The 17440-nt window shown below is 61.4% G+C and carries 12 protein-coding genes; 2 read left to right on the top strand and 10 right to left on the bottom strand.

Annotated features, from left to right (window positions below; translation table 11 throughout):
• Positions 1-94: 94 nt before the first annotated feature.
• The 3 genes from QMX86_RS22650 to QMX86_RS22640 are packed head-to-tail and all read right to left on the bottom strand — an operon-like array spanning position 95 to position 1859.
• Entirely contained in the window at positions 95-766 is a 672-nt protein-coding gene (locus QMX86_RS22650; RefSeq protein WP_282385758.1) for a GNAT family protein, read from the bottom strand.
• 12 nt (positions 767-778) lie between these two features.
• Positions 779-1225, bottom strand: a complete 447-nt coding sequence (locus tag QMX86_RS22645) for a GNAT family N-acetyltransferase (protein ID WP_024014846.1) — start codon at positions 1223-1225, stop codon at positions 779-781.
• Positions 1226-1235: 10 nt separating this feature from the next.
• The gene (locus tag QMX86_RS22640; RefSeq protein ID WP_282385759.1) at positions 1236-1859 is read right to left on the bottom strand and encodes an FMN-binding negative transcriptional regulator; all 624 of its coding nucleotides are present in this window, start codon (positions 1857-1859) and stop codon (positions 1236-1238) included.
• 93 nt (positions 1860-1952) lie between these two features.
• Between QMX86_RS22640 and QMX86_RS22635 the strand changes: the two genes are divergently transcribed.
• A complete protein-coding gene (locus QMX86_RS22635; protein ID WP_282385761.1) occupies positions 1953-3503 on the top strand; it encodes a PLP-dependent aminotransferase family protein in 1551 nt (516 codons plus the stop codon).
• On the opposite strand, the gene QMX86_RS22630 is transcribed toward QMX86_RS22635, so the two are convergent.
• From QMX86_RS22630 to aspA, 7 genes are all read right to left on the bottom strand, one after another.
• Complete coding sequence (locus tag QMX86_RS22630; protein WP_282385762.1) at positions 3460-8064, bottom strand: DUF6543 domain-containing protein; 4605 nt, start codon at positions 8062-8064, stop codon at positions 3460-3462. The two genes, QMX86_RS22635 and QMX86_RS22630, sit on opposite strands and share 44 nt — an antisense overlap.
• Positions 8065-8205: 141 nt before the next feature.
• Positions 8206-9300, bottom strand: a complete 1095-nt coding sequence (locus tag QMX86_RS22625) for a polyamine ABC transporter substrate-binding protein (RefSeq protein WP_282385763.1) — start codon at positions 9298-9300, stop codon at positions 8206-8208.
• Complete coding sequence (locus tag QMX86_RS22620; protein ID WP_071171382.1) at positions 9297-10322, bottom strand: histone deacetylase family protein; 1026 nt, start codon at positions 10320-10322, stop codon at positions 9297-9299. Before QMX86_RS22620 ends, QMX86_RS22625 begins: the two co-directional genes overlap by 4 nt.
• A 155-nt stretch (positions 10323-10477) precedes the next feature.
• Entirely contained in the window at positions 10478-11473 is a 996-nt protein-coding gene (locus tag QMX86_RS22615) for an AraC family transcriptional regulator (protein WP_071171383.1), read from the bottom strand.
• Positions 11474-11718: 245 nt separating this feature from the next.
• The gene (locus tag QMX86_RS22610) at positions 11719-12723 is read right to left on the bottom strand and encodes an asparaginase (RefSeq protein ID WP_282385764.1); all 1005 of its coding nucleotides are present in this window, start codon (positions 12721-12723) and stop codon (positions 11719-11721) included.
• Positions 12724-12832: 109 nt separating this feature from the next.
• On the bottom strand, positions 12833-14281 hold the full coding sequence (locus QMX86_RS22605; RefSeq protein WP_076564612.1) for an alanine/glycine:cation symporter family protein: 1449 nt from the start codon (positions 14279-14281) through the stop codon (positions 12833-12835).
• A gap of 557 nt (positions 14282-14838) precedes the next feature.
• A complete protein-coding gene (gene aspA, locus QMX86_RS22600; protein ID WP_016772472.1) occupies positions 14839-16263 on the bottom strand; it encodes an aspartate ammonia-lyase in 1425 nt (474 codons plus the stop codon).
• Between the two features lie 180 nt (positions 16264-16443).
• Between aspA and QMX86_RS22595 the strand changes: the two genes are divergently transcribed.
• Entirely contained in the window at positions 16444-17352 is a 909-nt protein-coding gene (locus tag QMX86_RS22595; RefSeq protein ID WP_073470875.1) for a LysR substrate-binding domain-containing protein, read from the top strand.
• Positions 17353-17440 lie beyond the last annotated feature (88 nt).

Below are 17440 nucleotides of genomic sequence, written 5' to 3'. Positions count from 1 at the left end.
AGCCTGCTCGCGAAAGCGGTCAGTCAGTCAATATTTCAGTGACTGACACAGCGCCTTCGCGAGCAGGCTCGCTCCCACAGGGGCTTTGTGACGATCAGCTACGGCACTCGGCCAAGCCTTTCACCTGGCCATCAGGCGTCTGGTTTTCATCGCTCAGCCAGCGCTCGAATCCCGCACCGATCGCCGGCCATTCCGCATCCAGAATCGAATACCACGCGGTGTCGCGGTTCTGCCCCTTGACCACCATGTGCTGGCGAAACACCCCTTCGAAACTGAAGCCCAGACGCTCGGCTGCGTATTTGGAGCGGGCGTTGCCGTTGTTGCACTTCCATTCCAGGCGCCGGTAACCCAGCTCGAACGAATACTTGGCCAGCAGGTACACCGCCTCGGTGCTTTTCGGCGAGCGCTGCATCGGCGCACCGAAAGTGACGTGGCCGATTTCGATGCGGCCCTGCGCCGGGACGATCGACATCAGGCTGAGGATGCCTTGCACCTGACCAGTCGCGCGGTCGATGACGCTGAAGAAATACGGGTCGCTGTTGGCCGCATGATTGTTCAGCCAGTCGTTGAACGCGCTGCGCTCGGGAAACGGACCGTAAGGCAAGTAATCCCAGAGCTTCGGATCGGCACCGGGCCCTTCGAGGGCGGCGTAAAGCTGCTCGGCATGCCGCGCCGGGTCTAGCTTTTCCAAGCGGATGAAACGGCCTTCGAGCAGGGTGGCGAAGGGGGCGGGGACGCCTTTCCAGTCAGCGAGTGAAGCGGTCATGTGCGCGTCTCCTTAAAGGGCTTTACGAAACTGGATGAATCCCGGACGTTCGGCAATGCGCTCGTAGAGCTGGATCGCGGTGGCGTTGGTTTCATGGGTCAGCCAGTGGACTTTGCAGCAACCATCAGCCTTGGCGGTAGCGTAGACATGCTCGATCAACAGCCGACCGACACCGGTGCCACGGGCTTCCGGCACCACCAGCAGATCCTGCAGATAGCAGGAATTCTCGATGCTCCAGTTCGAGCGATGATAGATGTAATGCACCATGCCCAGCGCTTTGCCTTCAGCCCAGGCGAGGGCGGCGTGGGTCGGTTCATTCGGGTCGAGAAAACGCTGCCAAGTGCTTTGGGTGACAGCGTCCGGCAGTTCCGTGTTGTAGAAGCGCAGGTACGCCTGCCATAGCGGCAGCCAAGCGGCGTGGTCGTTGGCGCTGACCGGGCGAATGTCGATCTGAGTCATGCGGATTTCCTTAGCGCATCAGGCTGGCGAGGGTTTGATCGTTGGCGTCGGGGCTGGCGGCGAGGCCTTCGCGCACCCCGGCGATATCTTCGGCGCTACGGTTCTGGCTGAGCTTGCGTTTGCCTTCGAGGCGGTCGATGGGAATGGCGAAGCCGACGATGGCTTTGAGCATGGTGTCGATGTAGTCGGCCGGCGCATCGTCCACCGACCACGGCTGGGCACGGCCTGCCTCGTGACGGTCGGTGAGGGTGCTGACGATGTCGAGCAAGCGGCCGCCATCGCTGAAGGTCTCGGCCTGACCGTAGGCGTGCACGGCGATGTAGTTCCAGGTCGGCACGACCTTGCCGTGCTCGGCTTTGCTCGGATACAAGCTTGGGCTGACGTAGGCGTCCGGGCCGGCGAAGATCAGCATCGCCTCGGCGCAGTCCCGCAGGTCCTTCCACTGCGGATTGGCCTTGGCCAGATGGCCGTAGAGCGTGCCGTATTCGCCCTGTTCGCGATGCAACAGCACCGGCACGTGGCTGGCTTGCAGGCCGCTTTCGCCGTGGCTGACCAGAATGGCCAGGCGCGTGGCGAGGATCAGTTCGTGCAGTTGGGACAAGTCTTCGATGGCATAGGCGCGTGGCGTGTACATGGACAGATTTTCCTTGGCGAATGCCTGCATCCTAGGCAGGCTATTGGTCCGTTGTAAGAGCCATTGCTGAGCCATTTCATAGGTCCATTCGCCATGCCTGATCTGCCACCCTTGTCGATGCCCTTCAACCCGGCCGGTATCGAGCTTGATCGCCGTCAGGGCCTGAGCCGCCAGCTCTATCAGGCTCTGCGCCTGCGGGTGCTCGATGGACGTCTGGCCAGTGGCACGCGATTGCCGGCCAGCCGAGATTTGGCCTCGGCGCTGGGCATTTCCCGCAACAGCGTGGTGCGCGCTTACGATCAGTTGTATGCCGAGGGGTTTATCGAAGGGCGGGTTGGCGACGGTACTTACGTGGCGCGATTGGCTCAGGCATCCACGCCTGGGAAAAAACTATCCACAAATTCATCCACAGGCTTGTCAACAGGCTTACCCACAGCCTTATCCACAAATTGGCTGGATTTACCTGTGAATCCATCCAGCAAAGTTATCCACAGCGACGGATTTTCCCGCATTGAAAAGCATCATTTGCCGCGACCACCGAGCGGTCCGCCGCGTGCTTTTCGGGTGGGTGTGCCTGCATTCGATCTGTTTCCGTTCGGGGTCTGGGCCAAGCTCAACGCGGCTTTCTGGCGCAAACCGGATCTACAGCAGCTGTGTTACGGCGACCCGGCCGGGGACGCGCGGCTGCGCGGCATGATTGCTGCGTATTTGCGCAGTTCGCGGGGCATGCAGTGCACGGCTGAGCAAATTGTGATCACCAGTGGCGCGCAGCAGGGCATCAGCCTTTGTGCACAGCTGCTGGTCGAGCCTGGGGACGGCGTGGCGATCGAGAATCCGGGCTATCGCGCCGCCGGACATGCCTTCGCTGTAGCGGGGGCGAAATTGCATGGGGTGGCGGTAGACAGCGACGGCATTGATTGCAGCGCCATGGCTCAGCTCAGCGATTGTCGGGTGGCTTACGTGACGCCGTCTCATCAGTACCCGACCGGCGTGGTGATGAGCCTGGCCCGGCGTCTGGAGCTGCTCGCCTGGGCCGAGCGTGTCGGCGGCTGGATCGTCGAGGATGATTACGACGGCGAGTACCGCTACACCGGCGCACCGCTGGCGCCGTTAGCGGCACTTGATCGTCAGGGGCGTGTGCTCTACGTCGGCACGTTTGGCAAGGTCGCTTTTCCGGCGTTGCGCCTGGGCTATCTGGTGCTGCCGCCCGCGCTGGTCGAGGCGTTCGCGCAACGCCGCGCCGTCGATGTGCGGCACTCGGAGGTCAGCACGCAAGCGGTGATGGCCGAATTCATGGCCGCCGGGCATTTCCAGCGGCATATCCGCCGCATGCGCCGGGCTGCGCTGAGCCGACGCAACTGCCTGCTCGAAGGCTGGCCGACGGTCGCCGGCGTCGGTCAACTGCCCGCCGTGCCGGCCGGGCTGCACTTGACCGTCGCCGTGGACAACATCGAGCGCGAGCAGCAATTGATCGCTCTGGCCGCTGAGGTCGATGTCGAAATCAACGGCCTGAGCAGCTACTGGCTCCCCGATTCGACTACGCCCATGGATAAGCGCGCCGGCCTGGTGTTGGGGTTCGCTGCTGTACCAGAGCCAGCAATCAAAGCGGCGCTGTCGCGTCTGCGGCAGGCTTGGCGAGAGTGAAGAACAGCGTTTCGGCGCTGCGACTGGAAATTTCGCTGCGATGGATTTCGATCAGCCTCTGATTATCCACATCGGTTATTTCAGAGGTGCCTCCGAGGCGGTGCTGGGCAACTGTCTTCATGTGTCCACGCAAAAATGCGCCATCGGGCGCGTCGGCGCTGCTGTAATGGAAATGCGCATAGCAGAGGATTTTGTCGGTATGCGCATCGCGAATCTGATACTCGTCGAGGAAGTCATTCTTATGGCGCCTCAGGCGCCGTCGGGTCAGGGTTTTCGAAATGTTCACTTCGCCCTTGTCCTTGAGCCACTCGACCCCGGCGGCTGTTGGTAGTTGTTGCTTGACCAGACGGATTCGCGTGCTGGTGCCCTTTTCCTCCAGCGTCGTAGCCGCAGCGTCGAGCTTGTGGTTGAGCGTTTCGGACGGTTCATGCAGAGCAGCGGTGAGGTTACTCGCCGTCAACGCTTCATCGATGGCGGCACCGGCCTTGCGCAACAGGGCGGCGTGGTTGTGGTATTCCTCTTCGACTTCCACCGGAATGCGCGAGCCGCGTTTGAGGCGCGCCTCGATGCGCCGATGAAACGCCGCCAGCCCGTCGATCAAGGCCTGCCCTGCGCTGATGCTGTTGTTGAGGTTGGGCCGGGCTTTCGGCGACGGTGCCGGCCGTGCATTCTGTTCGACCCAGATACCTGGCGACTCCTCCTTGAATGTCGCGATGACTCTCGTCAGTGCTGTACTGACTTCGACCAGATCGGTGTCTTTGCCGTCGAGGCTTTTTTTCCGTTCGCCGACCAGGATGCCCTTGTTGCGCGTCTTGATGATCTGCCGATTCGAAGATGACGTGGAAGGTCTCGACGGACCGGCTTGCGGCACCAGTAAATGCCGGTAGCGCAACAGATCGGCGAGTCGATTGTCGGCGCTTTCCTTGAATGCGGCCACGCGCGCCTGCAACTGCTTGAGTCGCTCCGTGTGTATGTGTTCGGAATATTCACTCGCCAGGTCATCGAAACGCTTGTCCACGGAAGCAAACTGTTCGCTCACCTGGCTCAGGGCGTCGATGCGTATGCGCAGATCACTGAGGCTTTCATCGGCGCTCAGGTCCCGCGAACTCTGAACGTTCAGCGCAGCATCTTCGAACAGACTGGCCAGCGCTTGTTGCGCCTCGACATGAGCGGTGGAATCGCCGGGCTTGATGCAGGTGTATTGGCCGAGACTGATCTGCAGAGTCTTCAGATCATCCAGCGGGTAGGGCGCCAGGCTGATGTTGTATTTCTGCTTTATCTCCAGACCATCAGGTCCCAGCCTGGTCAGTTCATCCATGCAGGCTTCAGCCGACTCCATTTTCTCGATAATGGTTTGAGTGACATCGTTCAACTGTTCGAACGCAGAGGTGGCTGCCTGCGATTCGCTGCGCAGTTCGTCGTCGAGTATCGCCTGCACCGCCAGTACCCGCTGCTGGTAATCCGAAGCGTTATGACTCAGCCACTCCTGTCCCAGAAACAACTGCATGTCCAACCGCTCCGGCATTACCGTGCGGTAGTTGGGAATCGACTGCTTGCAGTTGAGCTGCTTGATCAGCTTGATGTTTGCGGCATATTCGTTGTGCTGTGAATCGAGCGTGGCAAGGTACTGCGCAAGCGCTTGCTCGCGTGCCTGCGCAGGGGCATCGTGCAGGCTGTTGCGGTCTGCATCGAGACGGCTCCCTTTGCTCTCCATCGTCAAATCGAACGCAGTAATCTGCTCGGCCAATACGGCCACCTCCTTGTTTCTAATGCCTTGCGCGGCTTGGCGACCTTCCTCCAGTCCGCCGCCGCGCAAACGCAAGCGCAGATCGATTACCCACTGGCCGTTGGCGGTATAGGCCAGCCTGGGTCCGGCAGGTCGGGTGGGCTGACGCGTATCGACGATGTGCACATCGCCATGCGCGTTGCGCGCGACTTCGAACCAGCGTTCACCGACGCGGGCGTACCATTTGTCTGCGTGGGCGTAGAGGCCTCGCTGCGCACCCTCTCTGGTGGCAGCGCCAAGCCCTTTAGGCTTGGCGAGCTTGAACGTATCCAACAGCTTGGCGAGGGCCAACGGGGATCGTTTCAACGCCGTGATGCTGTCGATCGATGTGCCATGGGCTTCGGTCAATTGCGGGCCGGTGATGTCCGGCTGGCGCAGCGCTTTGACGATTCTGGCGGCAGGTTTGCTCGTCGCTGTGTCCTCTTCGAGCGTTGTGGCCACGGGCGTCGATGGCGCATCACCGATTGCCGCACGATGGGCGAGCACCATGCCCAGCGCCAGGAGGATATCGGCGATGGCCGTCCAGGCGACTTTCGCCGATTGCTCGTTGGCGCCGTCGGTGATTTCCTGCAGATCATCCATGATCTGCCAGATCCACGCCGCTGTACCTGCGCTGCGGCCCAGAAACGGCAGTGCGGCATTGAGCATCACCCAGCCACCCTGTTTCAGCGAGGCCCAGCGTGCTTCTGCATCGGAGACCGATTGCCGGTCGGCTTGAGTGACAAGCGCCTTGACGTTGCGTTCGTGCAGGGTGGCGAGGACATCGCTGGCGATCACCTGAGTGCCCAGCGCGACCGCGCCTGACATGTCCAGTGCTGTGGTCGGGTTGATCATCAGTTGCGGGATCGTCCACACCGACGGCAGCCTGGCGGTGAAGACGAACTGGCTGTAATTGAAGCGCACATCGTCCGGCAACCAGGCCAGTACCGAGTCGCGCAGATGTCGCGAATGCTGGATCGCAAAAAGCAGATTGGCCGGCCCCGGATATTGCAGCAGAGCTTTGTCGAACAGCGGTCGATATAGCACGCACGGCCCTTTGTCGGCATCGCGCGGGCCTATGACATACATGTTGTCGACAGTGTCTGCGGTGGAGCGGCTGCGATGAGCGACGAAGGCCAAAGGGCGAATGACGATTTCCTCACCATCGACGTAGCGTTCTGCGTCAGTCGTGGCCAATGCGGCAACCACGTATCGATAACCCGATTCGTCAATGCCGGCTCTGCCCTGGATCTTGTGCTGCAACGCCAGCAATGGCAGCTCGACGCGTAGCTGACTGGTATAGAGCCTTTCCAACCGTGACGCTTGCTCTGCGTCGTCTATCAGTACGGCCTTGAGATGCGCCGGGTAGGTCTTGCCGATGTCGACCGTGCTGACCAGTTTTTCCAGAAAAGTCGCGCTCAACCACTCGGGTACCGGGCTGCCATCCTTGTACCGCACAGTCTTGTTGCCCAAGGGCAGGCCAGCGAGGTTTTGCAGGGCGAGCTCGGTCAGCGTCCATGTCTGAGTCTGAGTATTTCCCGGCAACACAAACGTGCCCCAGACCACGAGACTGGTGATGGTGATTTCGATGTTGTCGATGTCCAGGTCTTTGGCGTCGGGCTGCTCCTTGAGAATCTGTTTGATCAGCGCTGCCCGAGTGAACGCCTGCAGGCTGGTGATTTCGTTCTGAAAGGATTTGCCGTTGTTCTCGTGCTGCAGCGTCGTCAGGTCCAGCAGGTGCCGGCTGTAACGTGTCTGATCGATGGGCAAGGCGTCGTTCAGCCAGTCTGGAAGCATCGGCTGTAAACGCTCGAAGTGCGCTTCGAGGCGCGGTGTCGGTTGTGCCGGTTTGCCGGCCGTGCCGGTATGCGGATAGACGCGTTTATCAGGGGAGTCCTGAAAAAAACTGATTTTGCCCAAGGCATCCGCTTCCAGGGAAATCAGGGTGCAGGCCTGCTGGTCGAAGAAATTGCCCTGGGGTTCGACCAGCCGCCACTTGAGATCTTCGCCCGAGGCGTTTGCGCCATATATCCGCAGCAGAGCCTCGCCGAGTTCCTCCAGTGAATCGAAACGCTGAAAGCCCTGAGTAATCGCGTGGGTGAGAATCAATGTACGGTCTGCGATGCTGCCGACCAACACTGCGGCGTCGAGCAGGGTCAAGTGGCTTTGCGTGTCGGCGCTCCCTCGATCGAGATCAATCAGGTATGCCTTTGCCGAGTACGGGGCGGGGGCCAGGCGTTGTTGCGGGTCGGGCTGTTTGAAAATCGCCTGGGCCATGGCGATTTCATCGGCATCCCAGCCGACGCTGGCATCGACGTTCCACAGATTGCGCAGTGCCTCGGACAATTGCTGCCAGCGCGGTTGCCCGGGATAGGTGAACTCGTCCCAGTAGTCGACGTGCTGTTCCTTGTAGGCGATGAACAGCAGCGGTGCCAGTTCGTTGAGCAACAGGCCGATCGCATCGATCTTCACCGGCAGATGCGCAGGGGCGGGCACGCCGGGTTGCAGGGTCAGGTAATGCTCGCCATCGAGGTACGTCACCGTGGTACCGGACAGGCCGAGCCGCACCAGGGCGTTGGTCAGCGATCCAGCCTGATACCCGTCGGGTACTACTCGACCCTCCACAATGGCCCAGGTGGGTTGCACGACCATCGCCAGACGCGGGTCTATGTCGAGATTCGGGTACAAGGTCTTGAGGGCTTCGCGCAGCGTTTTTGATGCAACTTCTTGCAGCGAGGGGCCGGTAACCAGCTGAGTCACGATATCGACGGCACTGGCTTTGGGAATGGCGGTCATGGTGGTTTCCTGCTCTGTCGGGACGCCGCGAGGGCGGCGGAGCAGGTCAAGTTAAAAGGCGCGACAGCGACCCGTGCGGTAGATAAAGCTGCCAGGCAAAAAAAGACCCGCCTCGGCGGGTCTTCGGCAAACGAGCCGGTTTCAGGTCCCGGATTTGATTTTCGTCCAGGCCCGCGTGCGTGCGCGTTCGGCATCCCGAGGCAGCGGCTGCAAGGTGTAGAGCGTGCTCATTGCCGCATCGGTCGGGTACAGGTTCGGGTTGTTGCGAATGGCTGGATCGACCAGGCCGGTGGCGTCCTTGTTCGGGTTCGGATACCCGACAAAATCGCTGACCAGGGCAATCACCGCCGGTTGCAGCAGGTAGTTGATGAAGGTGTAAGCGTCTTCGGTGTTCTTCGCGCCCTTGGGAATCGCGAGCATGTCGAACCAGATCGGCGCGCCTTCTTTCGGCAAGCGCATATCGACCACCACGCCGTTTTTCGCTTCCTTGGCGCGGTTGGCCGCTTGCGAGAAGCTGCCGGAATAACCGACGGCCACGCAGATGTCGCCGTTGGCAATGTCAGCCATGTACTTGGAGGAATGGAAGTACGTCACGTAAGGGCGGATCTTCATCAGCAGCGCTTCGGCCTTGGCGTAATCCGCTGGCTTCTTGCTGTTGGGGTCGAGACCGAGGTGTTGCAGAGCCAGCGGCAGAATTTCCGACGGCGAGTCGAGCAGGGCGACGCCGCACTGCTTGAGCTTGCTGATGTTCTCTTCGTTGAAGATCAGGTCCCAACTGTCCACGGGCGCATTGTCGCCCAGCGCTGCCTTGATCTTGGCCGGGTTGAAACCAATGAGGATGGTGCCGTACATGTATGGCACGGCGAACTTGTTCCCCGGGTCGTTGGCCTCGATCAGCTTCATCAGTTTCGGATCAAGGTGATTCCAGTTCGGCAGTTTGCTGCGATCCAGCGGCTGGAACACCCCGGCCTCGATCTGCTTGGCGAGGAACACGTTGGACGGCACCACCACGTCATAGCCGGAGTTGCCGGTGAGCAGCTTGGCCTCGAGCGCTTCGTTGGTGTCGAAGATGTCGTAGATCAGTTTGGTCTGGCTGTTCTGTACCTTGAAGTCGTCCAGCGCCTTGGGCGTGATGTAGTCGAACCAGTTATAGACGCGCAGCGTGCGTTCTTCGGCGTGGGCGCCAGCGTTGAGCAGAGCCGCGCACAGCGCCGAGGCGATCAGTCGCTTTTTCATTGTTCGAAACCTTCCAGCACGTTCACTGCGTTGATGCCGATTTCTTCCACCGCGTAGCCACCTTCCATGACGAACAGGGTCGGCTTGCCGAGGGCGGCGATGCGCTTGCCCATGGCCAGGTAATCCGGGCTGTCGAGTTTGAACTGCGAGATCGGGTCGTCCTTGAACGTGTCGACGCCGAGGGAGACAACGATGATGTCCGCGCCATAGCGATCGATCTCGTCGCAGGCCTGATCCAGCGCCGCGCTCCACACATCCCAGCCGGAACCGGCCGGCAGCGGATAGTTGAAATTGAAGCCTTCACCGGCACCTTCGCCGCGCTCGTCGTCGTAGCCGAGGAAGAACGGAAACTCCGCTTCCGGGTGGCCGTGGATCGAAGTGAACAGGACGTCGCTGCGTTCGTAGAAAATCGACTGAGTGCCGTTGCCATGGTGGTAGTCGACGTCAAGGATCGCGACTTTCTTGTTGCCCTGATCGAGAAAGGCTTGAGCGGCGATGGCGGCGTTGTTGAGGTAGCAATAACCGCCCATCAAGTCGCTGGCGGCATGGTGCCCCGGCGGACGGCACAGGGCGAAGGCCGCGCGTGCGCCACGCTGGATTTCTTCTTGTGCGGTCAGGGCCACTTGCGCTGCGCTGTAGGCCGCTTGCCAGGTGCCGGCGGTAATCGGCGCGCCGCCGTCGAAGCTGTAATAACCGAGCTGGCCGTGCAGGCTGGTCGGTTTGATCGCACGCAGCGTGCGCGCCGGCCAGGTGTAGGGCAGCAAGTCGCCGTCAGTGTTGAACTCGGTCCAGCGCTGCCATGCACCTTTGAAAAATTCCAGATAGTCACGGCTGTGAATGCGCGCGATCGGCTCCAGGCCGAAATCCTTCGGCGCTTCGACCGCCCCGAGATTTTGCTTCTGCACGCGTTGCAGCACATGGTCGGCACGCGACGGCATCTCGAAGCACGGCTTGAGCTGGCCATCGATGAGTTCGCAGCGGCCGTGGTGCAAGTGGTGATCGTCTGAGTAGATCGTCAGCATTTGTTGTTCTCCGCAAGGCTGATTCGGTGGTCTTCAGTGTTGCGGCGCAAGTTGAATCGGAGAACGTCGGGAGCGGCCAAAAGGGGATCGATATGGCCAAAACCTCTGACCGCAATTCGCCCCTTGTTCATGCAGGCTCATGCCTGGAGCAGACATCAATGCGGTCTGAACTGACTCGGCGCCACGCCGCTCCAGCGCACAAACGCATGCCGGAAACTCGCGGTCTCGCTGAAGCCCAGCGTCTCGGCGATCCGATAGATCGGCAGCTGATCCTCACACAACATCTGCTTGGCCCGTTCGAAGCGCAGTTCATCGAGCAGCTCCTGATAGCTGCTGCCCATGTCTTTCAAATGCCGGCGCAGGGTGCGCGGTGAGCACTTCATCTGCTGTGCCAGACCTTCCAGTCCCGGCGCGGCATTCAGTTGCGCGCTGAGCAACTGACGAATCCGCCCCAGCCAGGCCTGACGTCCGGTGAACTCCAGATTCTGTTTGCGGCAGCGCTCTGCCATGGCCTGATGGGTGATCGCGTCGGCCAGCGGCAGCGGCTGATCGAGCCAATGGCGGTCGAAGGCGAAGGCGTTGTCCTTGGCCGAAAAGTGCAGCGGCGAGTCGAAGGGTTCGGCGTAGCTGTCGCGGTAGTCCGGCGCTGCATGTTCGAAGCGTGTGGCGCGCAGTGGCAGGGAATGGCCGAGCAAGTCGTCGCAGATGACTTTCAGCGACACCAGACAGAATTCGGCGTTGAACACCGCCATCGCCGGGCTCTCGCGATAGTCGGCTGCGACGAACCAGACCTGCTCGCCATCGTCTTCCAGGCTCAGTTCGAACAGCGTGCCCAGCAGCGCTGGATAACGGATCGCCAGCCGCAAAGCGTCACCGAAGGTGGCACAGGTCAGCAGGGCGTAACCGAGCATGCCGTAACAGGACACGTGCATGCGCCGACCCAACTCAAGGCCAATGTCACGTTTGAGCGCGACCGCGTTGGTGCAGACCTGCATCTCTTGATGGGTGGTGATGCGCGTATCGGCACGCTGCAGATCGGCCGCCACGATGCCGCTGCCAGCCAGCAGCGCCTCACTCGACAGGCCTTCGGCCTTGAACGTGTTGAGGATCAGCGAGACCGCGTTGAGGGTGGTGAGGTGGGAGTGGAGCATGGGATCTTCCAGCCTGGAGGTGGCTGGGACGCAGCAAGTTGCATGCCGCAGGCCCTCACCCCAGCCCTCTCCCAGAGGGAGAGGGGGCCGAACGGGGGATATTGCAGAAATACACCGACGTGAGACACCGCCGCCGAATCCATAATCGACACTGTTTATCAGGTCGGTGTATAGCGCAAGACACTACGATCAGTTCCCTCTCCCTCTGGGAGAGGGTTAGGGTGAGGGGCAATCCAGCGCCGTGCTCAGATCAACTCACCACACAAATCCAGTTCGATCAATCGTCGCACTTCCGCCGTTTCCAGCCCGGCCCCCAGCAAGCCATGCAACTTGCCGAACGCCGCCTCGCGCGTCATGCCGCCACCGGACAACACGCCGACCCCACGCAAGCGGCTGCCGGCCTCGTAGATATCCAGCTCGACCCCACCTTCATGGCATTGCGTCACTGCAACCACCACCACGCCGTTATCCCGTGCGCGGCCAAGGCTGGCGAGGAACTCAGGGTTATCGCTCGGACCGGTCCCACTGCCGTAGCATTCCAGCACCAGACCTTGAATGCCGCTGTCGAGCAGGCCGTCGAGAACCTCGGCACTGATCCCGGGAAACAGCGGCAACACCGCCACTTTCGCCAGTTGCTTCGGCTGGTTGTAGTTCAGCGCGACTGGGATCGACGGCGCCTTCACACCACCGCCCTGACGCTCCAGGCGTTTGAACGGATGGCGGCCGAAGCTGCGCACTTTCGCGCAGCGGGTCGGCGCCAGCAGTTCGCCGTGGAAGTACAGGTGCACGCCCGGCGCCAGACCCTGGCCGAGGGCGACCAGCGCGCCGCCGAGGTTTTCCCAGGCATCGCTGTCGGTCACGCCCGCCGGCAACATCGAGCCGGTGAAACACACGCGGGCATGCAGGCCGAGCAACTGAAAACTCATGGCCGCCGCGCTGTACGCCAGCGTGTCGGTGCCGTGCAGGATCAGCACGCTGTCGCAGCCTTGCACGTCCACGGCATCGACCACCGCTTCGCGCAGTTGCTGCCAGTAGGCCGGGGTCATGTTGGCGCTGTCGATCAGCGGCGACATTTCCCGAAACTGCCACTGCGGCACTACCAGCTCAGGCTGGCTGTGCAGATAGTCGCGCATCCGCGCTTCGAAACCGGACGCCGGGGCCAGACCGTTGGCGCTGGCCTGCATGCCGATGGTGCCACCGGTGTAGAGCACCATGACGTGTTGAGCGGCGGGGTAGGTCGACGAGCTCATAGGATTCTCCGAAACGATGAGGGCCTTGCAGGAGCGAGCAGGCTCACTCCTACAAGTTATTGCATCACAATAACCGACGGGCGCAGGGGATGCGCCCGTCATTCACCTGTCAGCGTTGCGCTGCAGGTACGCCTTGCGGCGAAGTTTCAGTCTGGCCCGCTGCTGCTGGCGGGTTGACCGGCCAGGCGTTGCGATCCAGATCCAGGTCGGCGAATTTGCTCGAGTCGAACACTGGCTGTTTGACGCCGGCGCGACGCTGCTCATCGTAGTCGCGCATCACCCGCAGGCCGACCTTGAACAGCATGGCCAGGGCCACGAGGTTGACGAAGGCCAGACAGGTCATGGTGATGTCGGCGAAGGCGAATACCGTCGTCAGGTCCTGCATCGAACCCCACACCACCAGCGCCAGCACCAGGCCGCGGAACAGCATCAGCAGGGCGCGGTTGCGGCTGAGGAACTGCAAGCTGTTCTCGCCCAGGTAGTAGTTGTAGAGGATGCAGGTGAAGACGAACAGCGACAGCGCGACGCTGACGAACATGCGACCCCAGTCACCGACCACGGCAGCCAGCGAGTTCTGGGTCAGGACGATGCCGTCACCTTCGAAGCCCGGGGTGTAGAAGCCCGACAGCAGGATCAGCAGCGCGGTGCAGGTGCAGATCACGAAGGTGTCGAGGAACACGCTGAAAGCCTGGACCACGCCCTGGGCGCCCGGGTGCTTGACGGCGGCCACAGCGGCGACGTTCGGCGCACTGCCCAAGCCCGCTTCGTTGGCGAACACGCCACGCTTCACGCCCATGACAATGGCGCTGCCGAGCAGACCGGCAAACGCCGGGTCGAGGCCGAAGGCGCTCTTGAAGATGGTTTCCAGCATGGCCGGTACGTGTTCGATCTGGGTGCCGATCACGTACAGGGTCACGCCGATATAGGCCAGGGTTTTGATCGGTACCAACAGGTCGGAGACCGAGGCGATGCGCTTGATCCCGCCGATAAAGGTGATGGCCAGCAGCACCGCGAGGACGATCCCGGTGTGTTGCGGGTTGAAGTCAAAGGCGTTCTGCAGCGAGTGGGTCACGGTGTAGGACTGCAGGCCGATGAAGGCGAAGCCGTAGGTGACCAGCAGCAGAACGGAGAAGACTATCGCCATGCCCTTGAGCTTGAGCCCGTGCTGGATGTAATACGCCGGGCCACCACGGTACAGGCCGTCGCCATCGGCGCGCTTGTAGACCTGGGCCAGGGTGCACTCGAAGAAGCTGCTGGACATACCGACCAGTGCGGTCACCCACATCCAGAACACCGCACCCGGACCACCGAGGGTCACGGCGATGCCGACACCGGCAATGTTGCCTGCACCGACGCGGCCGGCGAGGCTGAGCATCAAGGCCTGGAACGAGCTGAGTTGCCCGGCGCTGCCTTTGAGGCTGTCGCGGAACACCGCGAACATGTGGAAGAAATGACGCAGTTGAACGAAACGCGAGCGAATCGTGAAGTAGCTACCGAGCCCGACAATGAGCACGATCAGTACTTTCCCTGAGAGGAAGTCGTTGATGACTTCGAGCATGGATTTATCCTCGCTGTTTTTTGTGGGTGCAGATGCTGGATCGGAGAAACATCGTGTTACACCGGTCTGCGCGCGGCACGACGGGTGAGGCGAAGGTTTCGTCCCGGATCCATATCGCGGGTTTTGTTATTAGTTCGGGTTTCGCATGGGTTATGGCCTCGTTACCGACGACCGCTCACGCGAAGAGGGGCGGCACTATACCGATCAGTGGCGCGCCCGTCTGCACGGTAGTGGTGCAAGCGACGAAACGAAGCTTTGAAACACTTGGTGTTTGTGGCGAGGGGATTTATCCCCGTTCGGCTGCGAAGCAGTCGTAAACCATTGCACGCGGTGTTTCTGGTACATCCTTATTGTTGGTATCGGGGCCGCTTCGCAGCCCAGCGGGGATAAATCCCCTCGCCACAAGGGCTCACCTGCATATTGTTCAGTCCTCTACGTTCGGGTCTCCGGATAAACAGTTAAAAAAAAGGGCTCGGGGACAAAATCCCCAAGCCCTCAAAAGGTGAGAGGTGTCTAGTCCCTCGACCTGGTGAGCGGTGCTACAAGTTCGCGTCGGCTCAGGCTTTGAGCGGAACCAGACGCGGGGCAATCATGTTTTCCGGGCGCAGGATGTCGGCGAGCATGGCTTCGTCGAGCAGACCTTCTTCGCGCACCAGTTCCAGTACGCCACGGCCGCTTTCAAGGGCGATACGGGCGATGCGGGTGGCGTTTTTGTAGCCGATGTACGGGTTCAGTGCGGTGACCAGACCGATCGAATGCTCGACCAGTTCGCGGCAGCGCGCTTCGTTGGCGGTGATGCCGACGATGCAGTGCTCGCGCAGCATGTCCATGGCGCGTTGCAGCAGGCGGATCGAATCGAGGATCTTGAAGGCGATCAGCGGCTCCATCACGTTCAGTTGCAGCTGGCCGCCTTCGGCTGCCATGGTCAGCGCCAAGTCGTTACCGATGACCTGGAACGCGACCTGGTTCACGGCTTCCGGGATCACCGGGTTGACCTTGCCGGGCATGATCGAGCTGCCTGGCTGACGCGCCGGCAGGTTGATTTCATTGATGCCGGTGCGTGGGCCGCTGGACAGCAGACGCAGGTCGTTGCAGATCTTCGACAGCTTGACCGCGGTGCGCTTGAGCATGCCGGAGAACAGCACGAAGGCGCCCATGTCGGAGGTCGCTTCGATCAGGTCGGCGGCCGGTACCAGCGGTTGGCCGCTGATCAAAGCCAGACGTTGAACAGCCAGTGCCTGATAACGCGGGTCGGCGTTGATGCCGGTGCCGATCGCGGTGCCGCCGAGGTTGACTTCGGTCAGCAGTTCCGGGGCCAGCGTCTTCAGACGCGCGAGGTCTTCGCCCATGGTGGTGGCGAACGCGCGGAATTCCTGGCCGAGGGTCATCGGCACGGCGTCTTGCAGCTGGGTACGGCCCATTTTCAGGACGTGGTCGAACTCTTTGCCCTTGGCCGCGAACGCCTGAATCAGGCTGTCGAGGCTGGCCAGCAGCGCGTCGTGACCCAGCAGCAGACCCAGACGGATCGCCGTCGGGTAGGCGTCGTTGGTCGACTGCGCCATGTTCACGTCGTCGTTCGGGTGCAGGTACTGGTATTCGCCTTTCTCGTGGCCCATCGCTTCCAGAGCAATGTTGGCGATCACTTCGTTGGCGTTCATGTTGGTGGAAGTGCCGGCGCCACCTTGAATCATGTCGACCACGAACTCTTCGTGGTAATCGCCGCGGATCAATCGCGCACAGGCTTCGCTGATGGCAGCGTGCTTGGCTTCGCTCAGGTGACCCAGCTCGCGGTTGGCGTCAGCGGCGGCCTGTTTGACCATCGCCAGGCCCACAACCAGTTTCGGGTAATGCGAAATCGGAACGCCCGAGAGGCGGAAGTTGTTCACCGCTCGCAGGGTCTGGATGCCGTAATACGCATGGGCCGGTACTTCGAGGGCGCCAAGCAGGTCGGTTTCTGTGCGGAAAGATGCAGCGGAGGACATGATAGAAATCATCTCGATAAGGACCCGGTCTGTGCCGGAACGCTGCGAATGCTAGGCTTGTGGGGATTTTTGGGCCAATGCTGTTCAGCACTGCCCTATGCACATTCGGCATAATGCCCATGTGACGCCGCCTGTGCGGCAGACGTGTGACCTGTTTTGGTGCGTGTCCGGGAGGACGTGATGAATCTGGAAAGCAAATGGCTCGAGGACTTCAGTGCCCTGGCCGCCACCCGCAGCTTCTCGCAGGCGGCCGAACGGCGCTTCGTGACTCAGCCGGCATTCAGTCGGCGGATCCGCAGCCTCGAAGCGGCGCTGGGGCTGACCTTGGTGAATCGCTCGCGCACGCCGGTCGAACTGACGGCGGCGGGGCAGTTGTTTCTGGTGACCGCGCGCACCGTGGTCGAACAACTCGGTGAAGTGCTGCGCCATCTGCATCATCTGGAAGGCGGGCAGGGCGAGGTCATGCAAGTCGCAGCGGCGCACTCGCTGGCGCTGGGCTTTTTTCCGCGCTGGATCGCCCAGTTGCGCAACGAAGGGCTGAACATCGCCACGCGGCTGGTGGCGACCAACGTTGGCGACGCCGTGCACGCTTTGCGTGAAGGTGGCTGCGATCTGATGCTGGCGTTCTACGACCCGGATTCGGCGATGCAGATGGACCCGGAAATCTTCCCGTCGCTGCATTTGGGCCAGACCGAGATGCTGCCGGTGTGCGCGGCGGATCTGGATGGCAAACCGCTGTTCGATCTGGAAGGCGAGGCGAGTGTGCCGTTGCTGGCGTACAGCGCCGGGGCGTTTCTTGGGCGTTCGGTGAATGGATTGTTGCGCCAGCGCCAGTTGCGCTTCACCACGATCTACGAAACCGCCATGGCCGACAGCCTGAAAAGCATGGCTCTGGAAGGCCTCGGCATCGCCTGGGTGCCGCAATTGAGTGTGCGCGCCGAACTGGCTCGCGGTGAACTGGTGGTGTGCGGCGGCCCGCAGTGGCATGTGCCGCTGGAGATCCGCCTGTACCGCTGCGCCCTGGTGCGCAAGGCCAACGTGCGGTTGCTGTGGCGCAAGCTGGAAGGCGGTGCTGCCCAAAACGCTTGAAGCTGATGAAGATCGAATGTGGGAGCGAGCCTGCTCGCGAATGCGCAGTGTCAGGCCCTGAGGTATCGTCTGACACAACGCTTTCGCG

The sequence above is a fragment of the Pseudomonas sp. PS01270 genome (assembly GCF_029959775.1).
GTDB classification, from domain to species: domain Bacteria; phylum Pseudomonadota; class Gammaproteobacteria; order Pseudomonadales; family Pseudomonadaceae; genus Aquipseudomonas; species Aquipseudomonas atacamensis.
Note: the sequence above shows the minus strand (reverse complement) of the source record. Positions and strands in the feature narration are given on the sequence as shown.

Excerpts from the sequence above, each read along its gene's own strand:
- QMX86_RS22595 (WP_073470875.1), top strand. The coding sequence starts at position 16,444 with ATGAATCTGGAAAGCAAATGGCTCGAGGACTTCAGTGCCCTGGCCGCC.
- QMX86_RS22615 (WP_071171383.1), bottom strand. The coding sequence starts at position 11,473 with ATGCTCCACTCCCACCTCACCACCCTCAACGCGGTCTCGCTGATCCTC.
- QMX86_RS22635 (WP_282385761.1), top strand. The coding sequence starts at position 1,953 with ATGCCTGATCTGCCACCCTTGTCGATGCCCTTCAACCCGGCCGGTATC.
- QMX86_RS22630 (WP_282385762.1), bottom strand. The coding sequence starts at position 8,064 with ATGACCGCCATTCCCAAAGCCAGTGCCGTCGATATCGTGACTCAGCTG.
- QMX86_RS22620 (WP_071171382.1), bottom strand. The coding sequence starts at position 10,322 with ATGCTGACGATCTACTCAGACGATCACCACTTGCACCACGGCCGCTGC.
- QMX86_RS22645 (WP_024014846.1), bottom strand. The coding sequence starts at position 1,225 with ATGACTCAGATCGACATTCGCCCGGTCAGCGCCAACGACCACGCCGCT.
- aspA (WP_016772472.1), bottom strand. The coding sequence starts at position 16,263 with ATGTCCTCCGCTGCATCTTTCCGCACAGAAACCGACCTGCTTGGCGCC.
- QMX86_RS22605 (WP_076564612.1), bottom strand. The coding sequence starts at position 14,281 with ATGCTCGAAGTCATCAACGACTTCCTCTCAGGGAAAGTACTGATCGTG.
- QMX86_RS22640 (WP_282385759.1), bottom strand. The coding sequence starts at position 1,859 with ATGTACACGCCACGCGCCTATGCCATCGAAGACTTGTCCCAACTGCAC.
- QMX86_RS22625 (WP_282385763.1), bottom strand. The coding sequence starts at position 9,300 with ATGAAAAAGCGACTGATCGCCTCGGCGCTGTGCGCGGCTCTGCTCAAC.
- QMX86_RS22650 (WP_282385758.1), bottom strand. The coding sequence starts at position 766 with ATGACCGCTTCACTCGCTGACTGGAAAGGCGTCCCCGCCCCCTTCGCC.
- QMX86_RS22610 (WP_282385764.1), bottom strand. The coding sequence starts at position 12,723 with ATGAGCTCGTCGACCTACCCCGCCGCTCAACACGTCATGGTGCTCTAC.